We start from the raw sequence: 19,134 nt of genomic DNA, 5'->3' as shown, positions 1-19,134 counted from the left end.
CCTCTTTTAGGATTGTAACCCCATCTGTTGTATCAAGCTCAAAATCAGTTGTTTCCTTGATCTCATCTGCAATCTTTGTCATGACTTCTTGCTTTAAGTCATCCGCACATTCGACTTTTAACTTTTCCTGATAATAAACTGGAAGCTCTGCTACAAGTTCAGATAATGGCTTATCTTCCTTAACAAGTATTTCAAGGATTTTCGCTACAGTCATAGCTGCATCTCTTCCATAGATGAAGTCTGGGAAAATGAGCCCTCCATTTTCTTCACCACCAAACAATCCATCAGTATCCTTAAGCTTTCTTGCAACAAGCAAATCTCCAACAGCAGTGGATATAACTTCACCGCCAAACTCTTCAGCAATATCATAAATTGCTTGGGAAGTAGCTACAGTAGTTACAATAATGCCTCCCCCATTTTCCTTTAACATATGCTTTTCAACAAGGGCAAAGGTCTTATCTCCCAAGATAAAGTTTCCTTTCTCATCAATGCAGATGGTCCTATCTGCATCACCATCATGAGCAAGACCAATATCCGCTCCGAGATTCTTGACAGTTGCAATTAAATCCTGAAGATTTGGTTCAATTGGCTCTGGATCTCTTCCTGGGAAAAATCCATCTGCCTGACAGTTGATGGTTGTCACTTCACAACCTAATTCCTTAAGGATATAAGGTGCTGTATAGGAACCTGCTCCGGAACCACAATCAACTACAACCTTAAGTTTCCTATTTCTGATTGCTTCTGCATCAACTCTTTTAATGGTCTCTGCAATATACTCCTTAATTATAGTGTCATTAGTAAAGCATTCTCCTATCTTATCCCAAGAAGCCCTATTAGGCTCTGAGTCAAAGTATAATTTTTCAACCTCAATTTCCATATCATCTGGAGTCCCTATACCGAACTCATCCACGAATTTCAATCCATTATACTTTGGAGGGTTATGAGAAGCGGTTACAATGATTCCACCATCATAATAGTTTCTTACAGCATATTGAATAGCGGGAGTTGGAAGAATACCTAAATCCACCACATCACAGCCAGATGAAAGCAATCCTGCAGTAATTGCATATTTGAGCATAGGAGTGCTGGTTCTTGTATCTCCTCCAATAGCTACAGTGCCTTGAACAATTGATCCGTAACTTGCTGCAAGACGTGATGCAAATTCTGGAGTCAAAACATCATTTGCAGTTCTTCTTACACCAAATGTACCAAATAATCTTTTTTCCACCATTTTATGACCTTTGTAAAATTAATAAATGATTAAATATATAATATTTAAAATTATTTTAAATCTAAATATATTTTTGTTTATAAAGTTTAAATATTTTATTAAAAATTAACCTAAGAAACCAATTTAATTGAATTTGAATTGGATAAAATCAGTTCCATTGAAGACTTGTATTCTGTTATGCTGCCAATTACCTTAACTTTATGATTCCTAAAGCTGTCCAAATCATTTCCAGCATCCTTAAGCTCCACTAATGTCGATTCAAAGATAATCAGATTTATCTTCCCAGTGCCATCATTTAACTCCATAAAGCAAGAGCTTCCACTTGAAGACTCCTTAATCGATTCAATCACTCCTGTGACTGCTACAGTCTCTCCAATATTGTTTCTTGTAATGTCCTTTACTTGAATTTCCTTTGGTTCAATGTAAGATGCAAAAACCAGCATTCCCATAATTCCTACAAGCGATGTAATCAATGCAACTTTAAAAATTATTTTATCATTTAATTCCATAAAATCACCAAATAAAATTATTCTTAAAATGATTTATTTGGTAAATAACATATAAATATTGCTTAAAATTAAAAAATAAGTCATATAATAATTTTAATATTGTTTTAAACTCATTTTAATTATTTAAAATGATATCAATGATAAAATAATTTAAAAAAGGCTAAAAAATGTATAAAAAACATTAAAATAAAAAAAGAATGAAAAAATGAGAAAATAAAAAAATAAAAGAAATAAAAAATTAAGATTATTGGCCATTATACATTGATTCCAATCTTTCAATTGTATCAATGTCCTCTACACCCTTATCTGTCCTTATGCTTTTTACAATTGGGAAACGTAAAGAGTATCCTGCAGGATATTCTGGACTTTTAACAATCTCACTGTATTTTATTTCTAAAACAATTTTTGGTTGGACACTAATGTGAGTTCCTTTCTCTGAGATTATAATTTCTTTCATTTGCCTTGTTAGATTTGCCAAATCATCATCTGAAAGTCCACTCCCAATCTTAGTGATTGTAAGCAATTCACCATATTCATCGCGAAGAGCAATCTCATAAGATCCTATAAACTCTCCTCTTTTACCTATTCCCTTTGTTCCTCCAACAATAACCGCATCCAATGTTTCAGGTTCTGCCTTGAACTTTAACATTTTCTTTCCACGGATTCCAGGAATATACGGTTCAGCGCAGTTTTTAATCATTATTCCTTCATGCCCACCAGCTATGGATCTATTGAACAACTCTACAGCATCATCAATGTTTTCAGGACCTACTTTTACTATATCACTGAGGTTCAATTCATCAATTGAGCAATCCACAGCATTTTCCAGAATCTCCCTACGCTTAATAATAGGTTCATCAACTATAGGCTCCTTAAAGTAAAGCAAATCATATAGGAATATTTTTATAGGAACATTTTTCATTGCATCATGGATATCATATTTCCTTCTGACTCTTTGCAATACTGTTTGGAACGGAAGAGGCTTATCATCCTTAAATCCTACAATTTCCCCTTCAGCAATGAAGTCTTCATCCGGGAACCCTCTTCTTATGAAATCAACTGCATCTGGAAAAGCATGTGTAACATTTTCCAAACGACGGGTGAATAATGTAATCTCATCCCCATTCTTATGGAATTGAGTACGGAACCCATCATATTTAGTCTCACAAAGTGCACAGCCCATTTCTTCAATGCTTATATCAATACCTTCAGAGAGTTGTGCAAGCATTGGCTTTACAGCTCTTCCAGGAATTAATGTCAATTTTTTAAGGCCATCTTCACCTTCAAGCTTTGCCACTTTTGCAACAAGACCTAAGTCATTTGTCAACATATGAGCCCTTTCAGCAACAGCCTTATCAACACCAAAGGCTTGAGAAATTGCATCGCGGATAATTCCTTCACCTACACCAATCCTAAGCTCTTCCAAAATGGTTCTGCAAATATATTTTGCTTCCTTTCCAGAAGCAGAAGATAAAAGTTCAAGAATATTGGAAATTTTACGGGCAGTGGACCTGCTTCCAGATATTGTTGCCAATTTTCTTAATTGATTATAAACAAATTTGACAGTTAAAGGTTGTGAGAAGAATGTCATTTGAGCCTTTTTGGCATAGAGCTTTTCTGCAGCCGCTCCAATATCTCCTTCATCACGGATGGCATCTTCAACTACATCTACAGAAACTCCTACAGCATCCCCAACAGCTTTCATAACAAGCTTATCTCCTATTCCCTGTTCCTCTTCACTCCAAGATGGGAAAACGCTTCCTAAAGCCATTAAAGTGATTTTCTCCAAATCTTCCTCTTCAACTCTTTTGAAAAAATCAGCTAAAATATCTGTCTTTTCCAATCTTTTTGTAGTGGCACCTAATGCCTCATAAACATTAACAAGTTCTTGATATTTCATCTTTTCACTCCCAAGAATCCATGATAAACTTATACAATAAATGTAATATTAATCTAAAAATCTCCTTTAGCTATTTTAACTGCACAGTATTCTCCACACATAGCGCACATTTCATCATCATCAAGTTCACATTTGTTTCTATAATGTCTTGGCTTGACATTATCAAAAGCAAGATTGAATTGGCTTTCCCAGTCAAAGTTTTTCCTTGCAGTTGCCATTTTAACTTCCTTCTCCCATGCGGTTTCCAAACCTAATGCAACATCTGCAGCTTGAGCAGCAATCTTGCTTGCAATGACTCCTTCCTTTACATCCTCGAGGGAAGGCAATGACAAATGTTCAGCAGGTGTCACATAACATAGGAAATCAGCTCCGCTTGAAGCAGCAATAGCTCCACCAATAGCTGAAGTGATATGATCATAACCAGGAGCCAAATCTGTAACGATTGGGCCTAAAACATAAAACGGAGCGCCATGACATAATGTCTTTTGAATTTCCATATTAGATCTGATTTGATTTAATGGAACATGGCCTGGACCTTCAACCATAGTTTGAACTCCTGCTTCTTGAGCCCTTTTGACAAGTGTTCCCAAGGTTACCAATTCCTGAATCTGGGAAGTGTCAGTTGCATCAGATAAGCATCCAGGACGAAGCCCATCACCTAATGAAAGGGTGATGTCATATTCCAAAGCGATTTCCAAAAGATAATCATAATTTGCATATAATGGGTTTTCCTCTCCATTATGCAAGATCCATGAAGCAAGGAAAGTTCCACCTCTACTTACAATACCCATCATTCTTTTAGCTTTTTGGAGCTTATCAACCAAAACCTGATTTATGCCGCAGTGGAGAGTCATGAAGTCAACACCATCTTTTGCTTGATGAATGATTGATTCCCATATGTCATCCTCATCCATCTCGATGATTTCATTGCCTTTGTTTAATGTGATTACCCCTGCTTCATAAATTGGAACGGTTCCAATAGGCACATCTACAGAGCCCATTATCTTTTCCCTGAATTCCAATAATTTGGGACCGGTACTTAAATCCATAATTGCATCTGCACCAAAATCAACTGCCAACTTTGCTTTTTTCATTTCAAGATCAATATCCTCAATTTTGCTTGATGAACCAATATTAGCATTGATTTTAGTGGTTAATCCTTTTCCAATACCGCAAGCTTTTGTATCTCTTCTGATATTTTTTGGTATTACAATAGTACCGTTAGCCACTCCTTTCATTATCTTATCTGCATCTATCCTTTCAAATTCTGCAACCGCTTTCATTTCAGGAGTAATGTTTCCTTTCTTAGCTTCAGTCATCTGTGTCATTAAAGCACCTTTAATAATTTAAATCAGTTTTAAGTTTATAATTTTTATTTTTAATTGTTCATAGCATTAATTAATCTATTCATATTAAACTATGTAATTTATTATTTAATTAATTTGTTATAATATGATATTCTTAATTAAAAAAATAATAAAAAAAATTAATAGTTCTAAATATGTAGAATTAAACAAAATAATAAAAAGAATTAAGAAATTTTTTACAAGTTTTATATTCCATTATATAATAAAATTCTAACTGGATAAATAATCGAAATATAAATGAACAAAATAACATTAAAATGAAATAAAACAATAGTATTAACTAGGTTAAATCAAAAAAAATTGAATAAACAATATTTAAATAATTGAAAAATTAAATAATTATATAACCAAAAGTTGAAAAACTAAAAATAAAAGTATTTTCACAATATTGGTTGGAAAAATTTTTAGGAGAATAAAAATGAAAAACTATTTCGACATTAAAGACAAAGTAGCAGTTGTAACTGGTGCTTCCTCTGGATTAGGTTGGCAAATTGCACAAGCATATGCTAGCCAAGGTGCAAAATTAGCATTATTTGCTAGAAGAGAAGAAAGATTAATCGAAAACAAAAAAGAGATCGAAGACAAATTCGGTACTGAAGTAATGTATGCTGTTACTGATGTCGGAGACTACGACAGCATTACTGAATCCGTACAAAAAGTAATGGATGCTTATGGAAGAATAGATATTCTCGTTAACGCAGCAGGTATGGGTAACAACAAAATGGTTGTTGACCAATCAAATGAAGAATGGGACAGACACATTCACATTGACTTAACTGGTGTATACTACATGTGTAAAGCTGTTGGAGAAATCATGATCAAACAAGAATACGGTAAGATCATCAACATCGGTTCCATCCACAGTAGAGTCATCTTCCCTGGTGGAGGTATCAGCGCATACTCCTCTGCAAAAGGTGCAGTAATGAACTTAACCAAAAACTTAGCTGTAGAATGGGCTAAATACAACATTACCGTAAACGCAATCGGTCCTGCAGTATTCGAAACCGAATTGACTGTAGACTCCATCGAATTACCTGGATTCATGGACTTAATTGCAGCATACTGTCCAGCAGGCAGATTAGGTAAACCTGGTGAATTAGACGGTATCGCAATTTACTTAGCATCTGATGCATCCAGCTTCTGTACTGGTCAATTAATCTGTATTGACGGTGGATGGACTGCAATATAAGTAGAAAACACTTAATGAATAATAAAGGGAGAGTTATTAAAACTCCCCCATAATTATTATTCTAATAAAAATACTCTTTTTAACAAGTTTTAAACAATTCTAAACTGTTTTTATAAAATAAGTTAAAGATTAATTGTTTTATTAATTACGAATAAAATAAATTTCTAAAAAATTATAGTGATTTCAGTCACTATAATCTGCATCCAAGATTGCATCAAATTGATAATTCGGATATTTATTCCTGATTTCCTCTAGAACTTTCTCTTTTACATCATTACGATTTGCATCAAAATCAATGATTAAATCAAAAGTGATCAGATTGATATCCTCATCAATGTAAAACCCATGCATTTGCAATATTTCAGGATATTTGGCAATGATTTCATTAAGGCTTCCCTTAATTTCTTTAGCCTCTTCATTGTCTGTATTTGATGCATAGATTCCAACTGTAAGAATTATTCCAAACTCTTCATAAACAGAATATAAAATACGTCTGGTTAACTTATGAATTTCCCTTGCACTCAAGTCATCCCTAAGCTCAACATGGACAGACCCCATCAATTGTGTTGGACCATAATTATGCAAAGTCAAGTCATAAACACCTAAGACTTCATCAAATTCACTTATTTTATCCTTAAGCTTATCTGTTATCTCACTGTCAACACGAGTTCCTATCATGCTGCTTAATGTTTCAGAGAGCATTTCAATAGCTGCCTTTATAATGACAAAAGCGATTATGGTTCCTAAAATACCTTCCAAACTGATATTCCAGATTAAGCTTACAATAGCTGCAACTACAGTAGACAAGGACAATATTGCATCAAACAATGCATCACTGCCTGATGCAACCAAGGACTGTGAATTGATTTCCTTTCCTTTTCCCTTTACATATCTCCCTAAAAGGAATTTGACAACTACAGCCACTGCAATAATGAAAATAGAGACAAAAGTATAATCTGCAAGAACTGGATTAAAGATCTTTGGAACGGATTCCTCTAAAGCGGTTATACCTGCAAGCAGCACAATTACAGAAATGATTACAGAAGAGAAATATTCTATTCTGCCATAACCATATGGATGCTCTTTATCTGGAGCCTTACCTGCCAATTTTGTTCCAATGATTGTTATGATTGAAGATAATGCGTCTGTTAAATTGTTTACTGCATCCAATGTGATTGCAATACTGTTTACCATTATTCCAATACTTGCTTTAAATGCAACAAGAACTAGATTTACCAATATACCAATAATGCTGGTCCTCACTATAATTTTATCCCTATCCATGGATATCCCTCAGTTAATCAAAAGATACTTAATCATAATCTCTTTAATCAATCAAATATATTTTATCATTTAAATATTTCTCAATTATGAATTGTTCCTTAAACCTCAAAAAATAAAATGAAAAATATAATGGAAAATAAAATAGATTTATATATAAAATAGGTTATATATCCTAGTAAAGTGAGGGATATACTATGAAAAAAAATTCTGTATTTAATTATGAAGAAAGTTATCTTAACTCTTGGTATAATATTAAAAAAGGATTCGAAGAGTTTTATAAGCAAAATGGCAATGATTTAGAGATTAATCCGGCTGAATCCATGTTCTTATCAAAAATCTATTATAAAGATGGGATCAGTCAAAGGGAACTTGCAAAAGGATTATATGTGTCTGAAGCAAACATTACAAAAACCTTTAAAAAATTAGAAGAAAAAGGATTAGTCTATAAAACAATTGATAAAGAAAACAATGCACGCCGTAATTTACACTTAACTGAAGCTGGAGAAGAGACATTTGAAAAATGTATCGAATTATTTAGAAATTTCGATAAGGTCTTATTTGAAGGCTTAAGTGAAGAAGAAATAGGGCTTATGGAAAACCAATTATCTAAAATTGGTAAAAAAGCTTTAAAAATTATTGAAAAATAGATAAAAAAAGTATATCCTTTAACTTGTATTAAACTATTTTTAAAAAAATTAAATTATTAAAAAAAAGATTATAAAAAAACTATTTTTAAAAAATTTTAAAAAAGAAAAAAAGAAAAAAGGAAAAGAGGAAATATAAAATCCTTTTTAAGCACCAATCTCTAATTCTTCATTTTTTGAAGATACTTCAATGGTACTTTCCTTACCTTTTTCTTCATCTAAATCAATTACTAAAGCATCTTCTTCTAAAGCACCAGGATCTTTTTCTATACATTCCTTTACTTTAGCAGTGATTGCTCCACCATCCTCATTGTCAATCAGATCAACAAGTTCCACTTGTTGCTGGAATCTTTCTACACCTTCCATTGGAATGTTTTCTACAAATGGAATAGCACCAGTAGCTCCAGTGATTTTCTTTTTCTCAGGGTCGCAACCATTTTCATGCAATGCTCGCATACTTTGACCAGTAATGTGTCCTTGCACTTCAGCTCCACAAAGAATCAAGAATCTGATGTTTGGGTTTGAAATGATGTTTGCCACCACTTTTTCAATACCTAAGTTTTCAGTCTTGCATGGTCCAGCAATTGCTGCTCCCGCAGCTGCAGGTATGTCTTCATTGTGAGAAGCTAAAGTAGTTACAGCAACAGGACTTTCTGGATCCCCAACAATATAATCTCCACTTACAACAGGCCAGTTATCAGCAGTAGGTTTTTTATCTACCATAATATCACTCTCATATTTTTAATATAAGCTATTTTTTCAATATTTTATTAGAGATATCAAATCCCTAAAGAATATTAGATTCAAGTAATTAATTTTATACTGAAATAAGTATTTAAATATTTTGTCACTTAATGCGTATAAAAAGTAAATTAGACTTTAAAAGTTAATTTAGATAAATAAATTCAATTAAAAATAGAAACTAAAGATTTTATAATGATTTTTAGAAAAATAAGTAAATTACAATTGAGTATTTTATAAAATAAAACTTATAAATAATAATTCAAATAGTTAAAAAAAAGATAAGGAATGTGTAAAATAAATGAAAGATTAAAAAAAAGATTAAAAAATAAATGATTTATTAATTAATTATGAATTAATAAAACATCTTTTTCACATTCTTTAAGTACACTCTCAGCAACACTTCCAAGAACAAACTTATGAATGCCACTTACACCTGAAGATGCAATGATAATCAAATCACAATCCTCATCTTCAGCAACCTTATTGATTTGTTCAGATGGGAAACCTGATTTTACCATGGTCCTGACATTAAAACTGTCATCAAAGCAATCCGCCATGGCTTTTACATTATCTTCAGCTTCATTTACAGCTTCATTATTCATTTTCCTAACATCTTTGGTTCTATGGAACGCTGTCTTTCTTATTTTAATAGCAACAGAGAGGATTATAATTTCCCCATCTTCCGCCAATACATGTTTAGCTCTTTCAACTTCACGTAAAGAGTGTTCAGATCCATCAGTTGGTAATAAAATTCTTTTATACATAATTCCACACTTAATTTTAAAAATACAATTTTGATTTAAAAAATACTTTTCTTAATAATATATTGATTTAACTTATATAAGTATATTATCAATTCATTCGATTATACATTAACAAAGTTAATGAGAATGTTTATCTTTGACTTAAATATTTGTGAGTTTGAACAGATAATTTGATATTTTCTAAACGAGGGAAGTTTTCCCTAATCAAATCAGCCATTAAAGCATCCTTGCTGAATTCCCCTTGCAGCCATATTGTCTTATCATAGCCATACTTGTTTTTAATTGAAATCACTTCATCTATATCTTCCTCACAAGTGATTACAAACTTAAAGAAAACATTTTCATATTTATAATAATTTTCAAAGACCTTTTCCTTATCTTCCTTTGGACTGATTACATATTCTATTTCAGGAAGATATTCGAAAATGGAACCGTTTGTCTCAAGCTGAATTTTAATGTCTTCAGGAATCTCTTTTATCAAACGCTTTATCTCTTCCATCTGCAAAGTAGGCTCTCCACCGGTTATGACTAATAAGTTTATATTATTGAACTCCATTTGGGTCATTAGAATCTCTGCCACATCATCAACAGACAGCATTTCATATGTTGAAATGTCAGTATCACACCACTGGCAATTCAAATTGCAACCATATAATCTTAAAAAGGTTGCAGGAGTTCCTATGTAAGGCCCTTCCCCTTGAAATGATGTGAAAATTTCACTAACCTTAATTTTAATCACCTACTTTAAAAAACTCTAAAATGCTTTAAAGAACCCATTTTAAACCATAATTAACAATTTAATCTAACTTATTCCATAGGTTCGTAAGTTACACCAGTCTCCGGAGTTTCATAAACTCCAACACTTACTAAACATTCGATTTTAGGCTTTAATCCATCATAGAAGAACTTGCTCATCTCTTCCATAGTAGGATCTTCTGAATCCATAAACTCATTTAAATTCAAATGGTCAACACCAATGAATTCATTGAAGATTGCTTCAATGTCATAGGTGTCCATAATCATATTTCTATAATCCAAATCCTTATATGGCGCTTTTAAAGTTAAAATAACCTTATATTGGTGTCCATGCCATTGAGTGCATTTTCCACCTTGGTTCTTTAACTTGTGACAACCATAAATCCTATGTTCTGATACTAATGTTAACATAAATATAACCTCCGTAACTAATAAAAATTTCTAATCAGATTGATTTTATTTATTTTATTGATTTAATAATTCTATTAATCCATTCCTAATTCCTTTTTAGCTTCTTCAATAGCTTTTATTCTTGATTTGCAACTGAAGCATTCTCCACAAGGAGTTCCATCATTGTTTACATAACAGCTCCAGGTCTTTTCTATTGGCACTCCTAACTTCAAGGCAAGCTTTACAACATCCTTTTTATCGGTATCAATAAATGGAGCGCAAACAGGAATGTATTCATAGTTATTGACTTTATTTAACTCATTGATCTTCTCCAAGAACTCTGGAGTGGTGTCTGGATAATCACCGACATCTGCCTTGATTGCACCGTAATAGACTTCTTCCTTATTGTTGCTTATTGCAAATGCAGTTGCAAGTTCAAGCAATATTGTATTTCTGCTTGGAACAACAGTGCTCTTTGGCTCTTCAACATTGTCATTATCAGAATCAGTCAAGCTGCTTGAAAGCAAATCCACAATATTCTGTATATCAAATACGAAATGAGGAACATCATTCATTTTACAGATTTCTGCTGCCCTTTCAATTTCAATAGCTGCCTTCTGACCATAATTGAAACTGAGTGCAGTTACCTTATTCCCTTCATTCAATAATTTATACAATAAAGTGGAAGAGTCCAATCCTCCAGATAATATTAAAACTACATCTTTTGACATTTAAATCTCCATAAATAAAATTAATAAATATATAATATTATATTTCTGTTTTACAATACATTTAAAATTAATTATTAAAATGGTAAAAATAATTAAATTAAATAAAAATTTTAAAATAATTAAAAAAAGATTAAAAAGAATAAAAAAGGATTTATAAGGAAAATTAAAAAAAGAAAAAATATTTAATTTCATTTAAGAAGGATTCTTAAATTAATGGTTCAGGATGTCTTGAATTTCCTGTTTTCTTTTTAGGTCCTCCAATCTTATCCAATCTTAATTTAACAAATTCTTTTCCTTTTTCACTTGCTGCAAAAATTGGAATGGAAGTTCCAACAGAGCATAAAGCTCTTTCTGCACCAACTTCTCTAATAGGTTTGGAAGCACAGCCAGTAACCACATCATAGAGGTCAAAGACGAGCTCAGCTTCTTCTTCGGATAATCCTGTTGAGTGAACTCCAAATAAATAAACATTTACATCATCGTATTCCTTTTCCAATTCCCTAAGAATTACTCCATCTTCAGGATAACAAAGGGTAACTGCTATATTCTTATATCCGTTTTCAATAGCTAATCTAAAACCTTCCACTTGATCAATAGAAGCATTTTCCTCATCAAGAACATGATTTGGAAGGAATTGCTCTATAAGTTCAGGTATCGGGCTGGTTTCAACAAGTCCTGAAACCCTTCCACCAACTCCTTGAGCCAATTCACTTTCAGTAACAAGTACAGTTCCACAGCCTTCACAGACCATCACTACACAGTCAATGATATTTTCATCAAGTAAAGTGGACAATATTTCAGAAATTCCAAAGGATAAGAAGTCCTTAAGTCTTAATACCCTATCTTTGGTACACATTCCAAAGTCATCTATTCTGAATTCTATGTTTTTCTTGATTTCTTCTTCAGTTAATTTTTCAATTCCTCTATGCTTATGAAAAAGAGGACAATATTCAATCTTAGGTTCTCCAACATCAACAACTTTTCCGTATTGAACAGTCACTCTAGCTTTTCCTAAAGCTTCAATTACATGCTTATCCATAATAATCCCTATAATAAAAATTATTAACAATTGTGAAATTTTATCTAAATAATAATTTATTTTTCATACAATAAAAATATTTTTAAATTTGGATAAGACTTTAAAAATAGAATGAAAAATGAAAAGAATAAAGAAAGATAAAAAATGAATAATAAAAGATAAAAAGATAAATAAAAAAGAAAAACAGAGGAAATGGATTAAAGATAGATAAAAGGTATAAAAATCTATTCTCTAATCCATTGCATATATTATAGGTGTTTTTAGTGTTTTAATTTAATTTTGAGTGTGTTTTATGTTTTGATCTTATGTTTAGTGTTTTAAGTTGATTTTATAGTGTGTTTTATGTTTTGATTTTGTGTTTTTTATGTGTGATTTATTTGATTTGAGCGATTAAATATGTTAATTAAGGAGGAAAAAAGTGATAAAGTAATTAATCCAATTAGTAATATTGGATCAATTCTTCTTCATCACTTACGCTTTTTGGCTTCACCTTATCCATAGCTTCATCGAAGAATTTCGCTGAGACTTCAGTCGCTTCAATGTTCTCTCTTAAAGCAAGCATTGCAGCTTCACGGCATACAGCTTCAATGTCTGCCCCAACATATCCTTCGGTGTTTTTAGCCAATTTCTTAAGCTTGACATCTTTTGCAAGAGGCATGTCTTTGGTGTGTACCTTGAATATTGCAAGTCTTGCATCTTCATTTGGAGCATCAACCTTAATGTGTCTGTCAAATCTACCTGGTCTCATGAGACCTGGATCTATGATGTCTGGTCTGTTGGTAGCTGCAATGATTGCAACATCCTCTAACTCTTCAAGACCGTCGATTTCAGTCAATAATTGATTTACAACACGTTTGGTTACTCCAGAATCACCAGATTCTGCACCTCTTGAACTTGCGATTGAATCGATTTCATCAAAGAAGATTACAGTAGGAGCAGTTTGTCTTGCTTTTCTAAAGACTTCCCTTACACCTTTCTCAGACTCACCAACCCATTTGGACAAGAGTTCAGGCCCTTTGATTGCAATGAAGTTAGCTTCACTTTCGTTTGCTACAGCCTTTGCAAGCATGGTCTTACCAGTACCTGGAATACCATACAATAAGGTACCTTTAGGTGGTCTTACACCAAATTCCTTGAATTTGTCTGGGTATTTTAAAGGCCATTCTACAGCTTCCTTCAATTCCTGTTTAGCTTCGTCCAATCCACCGACATCATCCCAAGTGACATTTGGAACTTGCACAAGGACTTCTCTAAGTGCAGATGGTTGGATCTCTCTAAGTGCAGACTTGAAGTCATCCTTGGTTACTACAAGCTTTTCAAGGACTTCTGGAGGAATCTCATCATCAGCACCTAAATCTGGAATGATTCTTCTTACAACCCTCATAGCTGCTTCCTTAGCTAATGCTTCAAGGTCTGCACCTACAAATCCATGGGTTGTATCTGCCAAATCATCCAAGTCAACATCATCTGCAAGAGGCATTCCTCTTGTGTGGATTTCCATAATTTCTTTACGTTCCTCTTTATCAGGAACACCGATTTCAATTTCACGGTCAAACCTACCAGGTCTTCTAAGTGCACCGTCAAGGGAATCTGGCCTGTTTGTTGCACCGATTACAACCACTTGACCTCTGGAATTAAGACCATCCATCAAGGTCAATAGCTGTGCAACAGTTCTTCTTTCCACTTCACCTTGAGTTTCTTCACGTTTAGGTGCAATAGCATCCAATTCATCAATAAATATAATGGATGGAGCATTTTCTTCAGCTTCTTCAAAGAATTCCCTTAGGTTTTCTTCAGATCCACCAACATATTTGCTCATGATTTCCGGACCGTTGATTACAATGAAGTGAGCATCACTTTCGTTTGCCACCGCCTTTGCAAGCAAGGTCTTACCGGTACCTGGAGGCCCGTGCATCAATACTCCTTTTGGAGGAGCAATACCTAACTTATCAAATAATTCCGGTTTCTTAAGAGGAATCTCGATCATTTCCCTGACCTTTTTAACCTCATCCTTTAAACCGCCTATGTCATCGTAACTAATATCTACAAGATTGGATACACCTTCCAATTTGGAAACATCTACTGGTTCCTCGTTGATTTCAACCTTAGTGTTTGGACCAACTTTTACAACACCTCCAGGGTTAGTGCTTACAACTGCCAACTTGATTTGGCTCATTGCACCAATGCCTGGAACATTCATGATGTCATCAAAGATATCATCAAAGAAACCGCTTCCAACAGCTCTTCTTTGAGGGGTTTTAATACCAGTATTAATCAAGTCCCCTTGAACCATTACTTGGTTTCTGAATGCTCTGTTGAAATCTCCACCAATCCTGATTCTTGCATCAATAGGAGCTAGAACAATTTTTTTAGCTTCTTTTGCTTCTGCTCTTTTGATGGTAACTTCCTCACCTATTGAAGCACCTGAATTCTTACGGGTTGTACCGTCTATCCTTATGATTGATTCCATATCAGATTGAGAAGCAATTGCAACAGCCGCAGTATGTTTAGATCCGATAATCTCGATTAAATCCCCATCCTTAAGACCTAATTTAAACATGGATTCCATATCCAGTTTAGCTATATTTTTACCAACGTCTTTTTGAGATAATATTTCTGCAACTTTGATTTTAAGTTCTACATCAGCCATAACCTTCAACTCCTTTTATTTTTTTGTGAATAGTAATGAATAGATAAATATGATAATTAGCTAATTGGATCTTTAACTAAGATTTGCTTAGCTAATTTTCGTTACAATAAATAATAAAAGACCATTAATAATCATTGATGGTACAGAAATATCAATTGTTTAGAATTAATTTTAAAATTATTTTATTAATGCCTGAATTTAATCAATAATCCAATAAAAGATTGGTCAAATACAAACAAATGAAATTTTAAAAACTTCAACAAATACATTAAAATTAAACTAAAGATTTAAAGACCATCAATTTATTTAAATAACCAAATAAATACAAATTAATCATCAATAAATAATTAAAAGAATTAATTCTCGTTAAATTCCATTAATTCAATTATTCAATCGTTTTAATCATAATTACTTGATTTAATTAACCAAATAAAGAATTAAAAGAATTTATTAAAAATTTATCAACAATTATTAATGTAAATCTTTTAGTTAGTTTTTGTAACTAAATAATACTTGCACTTCATAGTATATAAATGTTTCGATTTTATTAACAAAAAGTTATTTTAATTTAAAATTTATTAAAATAGAAAAAAATAATTTAAAATAGTTAAATAAATTAAATAAATGATTAAAATTAATATTATTAATAAATATCTTAAAATATTTATTTAAAACAGAAATAAAGAATTTAAAATAAAAATAAATTTAAGTTATTTAAGTGTAAAAAATAAAAAGAAACATGATATCATTTGAATAGATAAAAACAAAAAGAGAATTTGTATAAAAATTTATAAAAATAATATAAAAAATAATTAAAAAATTATTAAGGAATAATTAAAAAATAAGAAAGGTTATCACAAAAGTGATAACGTTTTATAATATAGTTGCAACCAAATAATATAAGATTGCAGTTACAGAAGGTACAGTAAGGTTATCAATACCACCATAACTGATAGCTTCAGCAACAGTTGCAATTGCAGAAATAATCAAGATGTACCAGAAATTAAGTTCTGGAAGGGTGTATCCCATTGCAGTGTAGAAAACCCATACGAATACAGATAAAACTGCAGTTACAGAAAGCATTGCAAGGGAACCTGCAAGAGTTTTCTCTCCACCAAATATATGGTATTTGATTCTACCCCATTTTGCACCGACAAGTGCTGCAAATCCATCACCATATACTAAAGGAACAATAGCTAATGCTACAATCCAAAGCAAATTAGGATCTATTAAAATTGGGAATATCAAAAGCAATACTGACCAAATACCCGCATAGAAGAACAAGCCTAATGCATGACCAGATTCAGTTACACTATTGTGGATTGTTATTGGTGAATACTCTGTCAAGAAGAACAGAGCGATTGTTATAGGCAATGTGATAAACCAAAGTAAGATTGAAGGATCTGAGAAGAATGGCATGGCAAATATCATATTACCAACCATGATATGAACAAACTTACGAGAAACTTCCGGCTTGCTCTTTAAAACCTTTTCTGCCAATAGGAATATGACAACTACATAAAGATAAACAATGACTAATGCAATTATATCGCTAAATAACATAATATCTCTCTTAAACAAAATTAATCATAAAACAGAAAATAATATAACAATTTTAAAAATAATAAATATTAAATCAATTAAGGAATTGATATGATAAAAAAAATAATATTATAGATAACTTATCTGTCATCTATAATATTGTGAGTCCTATCATCATCATATTCTCCGTATTCACAACCTGCATTTTCTATTTTGATATGGTCAATTAAGGTTCCGTCCTTTTTCATCAACTTGATTTCACCGTAACCGTTTCCACCATTCCAAAGACGGGTGTGTAACTTTTTACCGGTAGGAGCTTCATAATTGAAAAGCAACATTTCATCACGTTTGCAGTATAATTTGAGTTCAAGCTTGCTGTTCCAATTGCTGCAATTGATGAACCATTCGTTCACTTCTTCTCCTTCTTTGAAACCGAAATCAACTCTTACATTATTCCAGAATCTTGCAAAGTTGTATTCATACATCTTTCCTTCATAATAGAAACCTATCAGCAATTTACGAGGAAGTGAAATGCCGAATGCCTTAGGCTTTCCACCCCCTGCTTCAAAAGCAGAATTATTAAGTTTCTTGCCAGTGATCAAACTTGTCAGATTACAGGAGGAAATCCATAACCAAGGGCTTGTAAAGTCTCCACCCCAGTTCTTATCAGCATATCCAAAGGATTTTTCAGGAATGACTTCATACTCAACACCATCCATTTCAATGGTACCGCTGTATTGGGTCTTTATTCCTTCAGCGTGCCAAAACATTTCAAAAGCATTCAATTTTCTGAAGAAGCCATTTGCACCATATCCTACATTAAAAGTGATTTGCTTGTCAATATCCAAGTCCCATTTCATTTCTCCTGCATCACACATGTATTCAGGATGTTCACGTGCTTCCTCTTCAGTAACTTTACAGTATCCAGTCATATGGGTTTCAGTTAAGCTGTATTCCCCAACTTTTATATCCAATTTATCATCAGGGCATGAGAAATCCTTCATGGAATAGTAATTATGAATCTGTTTAGGTTCCTTACCCCATGCTCCAACTTTTAACATGCAGTAAGAAGGTCTTTTACCTGCTTCAATGTTTTTAGGGTCTTGACCTAAGGTAGGTTCATCTTCAGCTAAATCTGGGTTACATACAAAGTATTCTATAAAGAATGGTCTTGGTTCACCAGTTTCCTTATTGTAAGCTGTTAAAGAATGCCACCACCAGTCATAACCTTGCTTAGCAAGGGGACCTTTCAACATATAATGGTCTCTTTTCAAATCACTTTTATTCATCAAAATCCTCCAAAAGAAAATGTTCATGTTTGATAATTCAAAAAATATAGAATCTAAATTATTTAAATAATTTTGATAAGTCTAATCAGCCAATTACTTAAATCGCTTAATAATCAACCGATATATCCTATATTTTAATTTATATTCCATTTATAATAAATATTTTATTATTTAAATTAGGGGAACTTGAGAAAATAGGGCAAAATAGGGATTAATTAAGAAAAATGAAAGGTGGAACATTTAATTGTTTAAAAAAGAGAAAAAATCAAATTGGAATTTTTGAAAAAATAAAAGAAAATAAAAGAAAATAAAAAAAGAACCCTCAACTCCAAAAGATAAAAGAAAAGAAAATAAATAAAAGGAGAGAAAATAAATTTGAGGGTAAAAATTTTAACTATTCGTTATAACCACAACAAGTTTTCTTATCATGGTGATGGTGCGGGATATTTGGATTAGCATGATCAGGCATAGGTTTACCACAGGTTAAAGGACCTTTTCCACGTGCTGATCCGCAACATCCACCTCTCCTTTTATTATGAGCAAGAATTGCATCAATATCCAAATCTTTCACTTCTTCTAGAAATTCAATATTTTCACTGTGACATTTAGGACAGATTGAGTGTTCACCATTTAAGGTAATCCAAGTGAATCCACAATCTTTACAAGTATATTTTAAAGTTAAAGCTTTTTCCATATTATCAACTACCTTATTTTTTATTTATATCAAATTACATTTTGAATATATATTCATAATCTTATATAAATACATAGGAATAGTAAATAATATTTAACATAAAGTAAATATATTTATACAATAAGTAAATATAACTTTACATAATATTTTAAAATTCAAATCAATTTATAAAAAAGAGGGCAAATATGAGAAATAATCTAAGAATTTACAGAGCCATTGAGAATATTACCCAAGAGGAATTGGCAAATGAATTGGGAGTCAGCAGACAAACCATAGTGGCTATTGAAAATGACAAATACAATCCATCACTTGAACTTGGCTTTAAAATAGCCCATAAGTTTGATGTGAAAATAGAAGACATATTCATTAGCGAAATATGAATGAAAACTAAAAGTAGAATTTAGAATTGAA

17 protein-coding genes and 1 pseudogene are annotated in these 19,134 nt (G+C 32.2%); 3 read left to right on the top strand and 15 right to left on the bottom strand.

Features of this window, described 5'->3' with window-relative positions; translation table 11 throughout:
- From glmM to thiC, 4 genes are all read right to left on the bottom strand, one after another.
- Positions 1–1,231, bottom strand: a 1,231-nt coding sequence (glmM, locus tag ACJMLB_RS01310; RefSeq protein WP_405323032.1) for a phosphoglucosamine mutase, incomplete at its 3' end; no start/stop codon positions are given.
- 110 nt (positions 1,232–1,341) lie between these two features.
- Positions 1,342–1,740, bottom strand: a complete 399-nt coding sequence (locus tag ACJMLB_RS01305; protein ID WP_295605647.1) for an exodeoxyribonuclease VII large subunit — start codon at positions 1,738–1,740, stop codon at positions 1,342–1,344.
- A 244-nt stretch (positions 1,741–1,984) separates the two neighbouring features.
- Positions 1,985–3,640 (bottom strand): ATP-dependent DNA ligase, encoded by a 1,656-nt coding sequence (locus ACJMLB_RS01300; protein ID WP_296856692.1) that lies wholly within the window; start codon positions 3,638–3,640, stop codon positions 1,985–1,987.
- Positions 3,641–3,693: 53 nt separating this feature from the next.
- Positions 3,694–4,968, bottom strand: coding sequence for a phosphomethylpyrimidine synthase (gene thiC, locus ACJMLB_RS01295; protein WP_405323029.1), 1,275 nt, complete (start codon positions 4,966–4,968; stop codon positions 3,694–3,696).
- Between the two features lie 457 nt (positions 4,969–5,425).
- Between thiC and ACJMLB_RS01290 the strand changes: the two genes are divergently transcribed.
- The gene (locus ACJMLB_RS01290; protein WP_405323027.1) at positions 5,426–6,196 is read left to right on the top strand and encodes an SDR family NAD(P)-dependent oxidoreductase; all 771 of its coding nucleotides are present in this window, start codon (positions 5,426–5,428) and stop codon (positions 6,194–6,196) included.
- Positions 6,197–6,379: 183 nt separating this feature from the next.
- Here the strand turns inward: ACJMLB_RS01290 and ACJMLB_RS01285 are convergent, their stop codons facing one another.
- Entirely contained in the window at positions 6,380–7,480 is a 1,101-nt protein-coding gene (locus ACJMLB_RS01285; protein WP_405323024.1) for a cation diffusion facilitator family transporter, read from the bottom strand.
- Between the two features lie 194 nt (positions 7,481–7,674).
- On the opposite strand from ACJMLB_RS01285, the gene ACJMLB_RS01280 reads away from it, so the two are divergent.
- Entirely contained in the window at positions 7,675–8,127 is a 453-nt protein-coding gene (locus ACJMLB_RS01280; protein WP_405323023.1) for a MarR family winged helix-turn-helix transcriptional regulator, read from the top strand.
- Between the two features lie 180 nt (positions 8,128–8,307).
- Here ACJMLB_RS01280 and mtrA read toward each other — a convergent pair.
- From mtrA to ACJMLB_RS01230, 10 genes and pseudogenes are all read right to left on the bottom strand, one after another.
- Positions 8,308–8,847, bottom strand: a pseudogene (mtrA, locus tag ACJMLB_RS01275) (tetrahydromethanopterin S-methyltransferase subunit A); the annotation flags it as partial.
- Positions 8,848–9,209: 362 nt separating this feature from the next.
- Positions 9,210–9,632 (bottom strand): universal stress protein, encoded by a 423-nt coding sequence (locus ACJMLB_RS01270; RefSeq protein ID WP_405289201.1) that lies wholly within the window; start codon positions 9,630–9,632, stop codon positions 9,210–9,212.
- 130 nt (positions 9,633–9,762) lie between these two features.
- On the bottom strand, positions 9,763–10,371 hold the full coding sequence (locus tag ACJMLB_RS01265; RefSeq protein WP_405323021.1) for a 7-carboxy-7-deazaguanine synthase QueE: 609 nt from the start codon (positions 10,369–10,371) through the stop codon (positions 9,763–9,765).
- A 68-nt stretch (positions 10,372–10,439) separates the two neighbouring features.
- Positions 10,440–10,799 carry a 6-carboxytetrahydropterin synthase gene (locus ACJMLB_RS01260; RefSeq protein ID WP_298536524.1) on the bottom strand — a complete coding sequence of 120 codons (360 nt, stop codon included), beginning with the start codon at positions 10,797–10,799 and terminating at the stop codon, positions 10,440–10,442.
- A gap of 74 nt (positions 10,800–10,873) precedes the next feature.
- On the bottom strand, positions 10,874–11,509 hold the full coding sequence (gene queC, locus ACJMLB_RS01255; protein WP_405289205.1) for a 7-cyano-7-deazaguanine synthase QueC: 636 nt from the start codon (positions 11,507–11,509) through the stop codon (positions 10,874–10,876).
- Positions 11,510–11,714: 205 nt separating this feature from the next.
- Complete coding sequence (locus ACJMLB_RS01250; protein ID WP_295606986.1) at positions 11,715–12,548, bottom strand: methanogenesis marker 8 protein; 834 nt, start codon at positions 12,546–12,548, stop codon at positions 11,715–11,717.
- Between the two features lie 439 nt (positions 12,549–12,987).
- Positions 12,988–15,198, bottom strand: coding sequence for a CDC48 family AAA ATPase (locus ACJMLB_RS01245; RefSeq protein WP_295606989.1), 2,211 nt, complete (start codon positions 15,196–15,198; stop codon positions 12,988–12,990).
- A gap of 873 nt (positions 15,199–16,071) precedes the next feature.
- Complete coding sequence (locus ACJMLB_RS01240) at positions 16,072–16,761, bottom strand: diacylglycerol/polyprenol kinase family protein (protein WP_295606992.1); 690 nt, start codon at positions 16,759–16,761, stop codon at positions 16,072–16,074.
- Positions 16,762–16,880: 119 nt separating this feature from the next.
- Positions 16,881–18,029, bottom strand: a complete 1,149-nt coding sequence (locus ACJMLB_RS01235; protein WP_405289208.1) for a tocopherol cyclase family protein — start codon at positions 18,027–18,029, stop codon at positions 16,881–16,883.
- A 394-nt stretch (positions 18,030–18,423) separates the two neighbouring features.
- Positions 18,424–18,723 carry a DNA-binding protein gene (locus ACJMLB_RS01230; protein ID WP_295606994.1) on the bottom strand — a complete coding sequence of 100 codons (300 nt, stop codon included), beginning with the start codon at positions 18,721–18,723 and terminating at the stop codon, positions 18,424–18,426.
- Between the two features lie 185 nt (positions 18,724–18,908).
- Between ACJMLB_RS01230 and ACJMLB_RS01225 the strand changes: the two genes are divergently transcribed.
- The gene (locus ACJMLB_RS01225; RefSeq protein WP_295606996.1) at positions 18,909–19,103 is read left to right on the top strand and encodes a helix-turn-helix transcriptional regulator; all 195 of its coding nucleotides are present in this window, start codon (positions 18,909–18,911) and stop codon (positions 19,101–19,103) included.
- The last annotated feature ends 31 nt before the right edge of the window (positions 19,104–19,134 follow it).

The sequence above is a fragment of the Methanobrevibacter sp. genome (assembly GCF_045114555.1).
Classification (GTDB): Archaea; Methanobacteriota; Methanobacteria; order Methanobacteriales; family Methanobacteriaceae; genus Methanobrevibacter.
The sequence above is the reverse complement of the archived record's forward strand: the minus strand, read 5'-3'. Positions and strand labels throughout refer to the sequence as shown.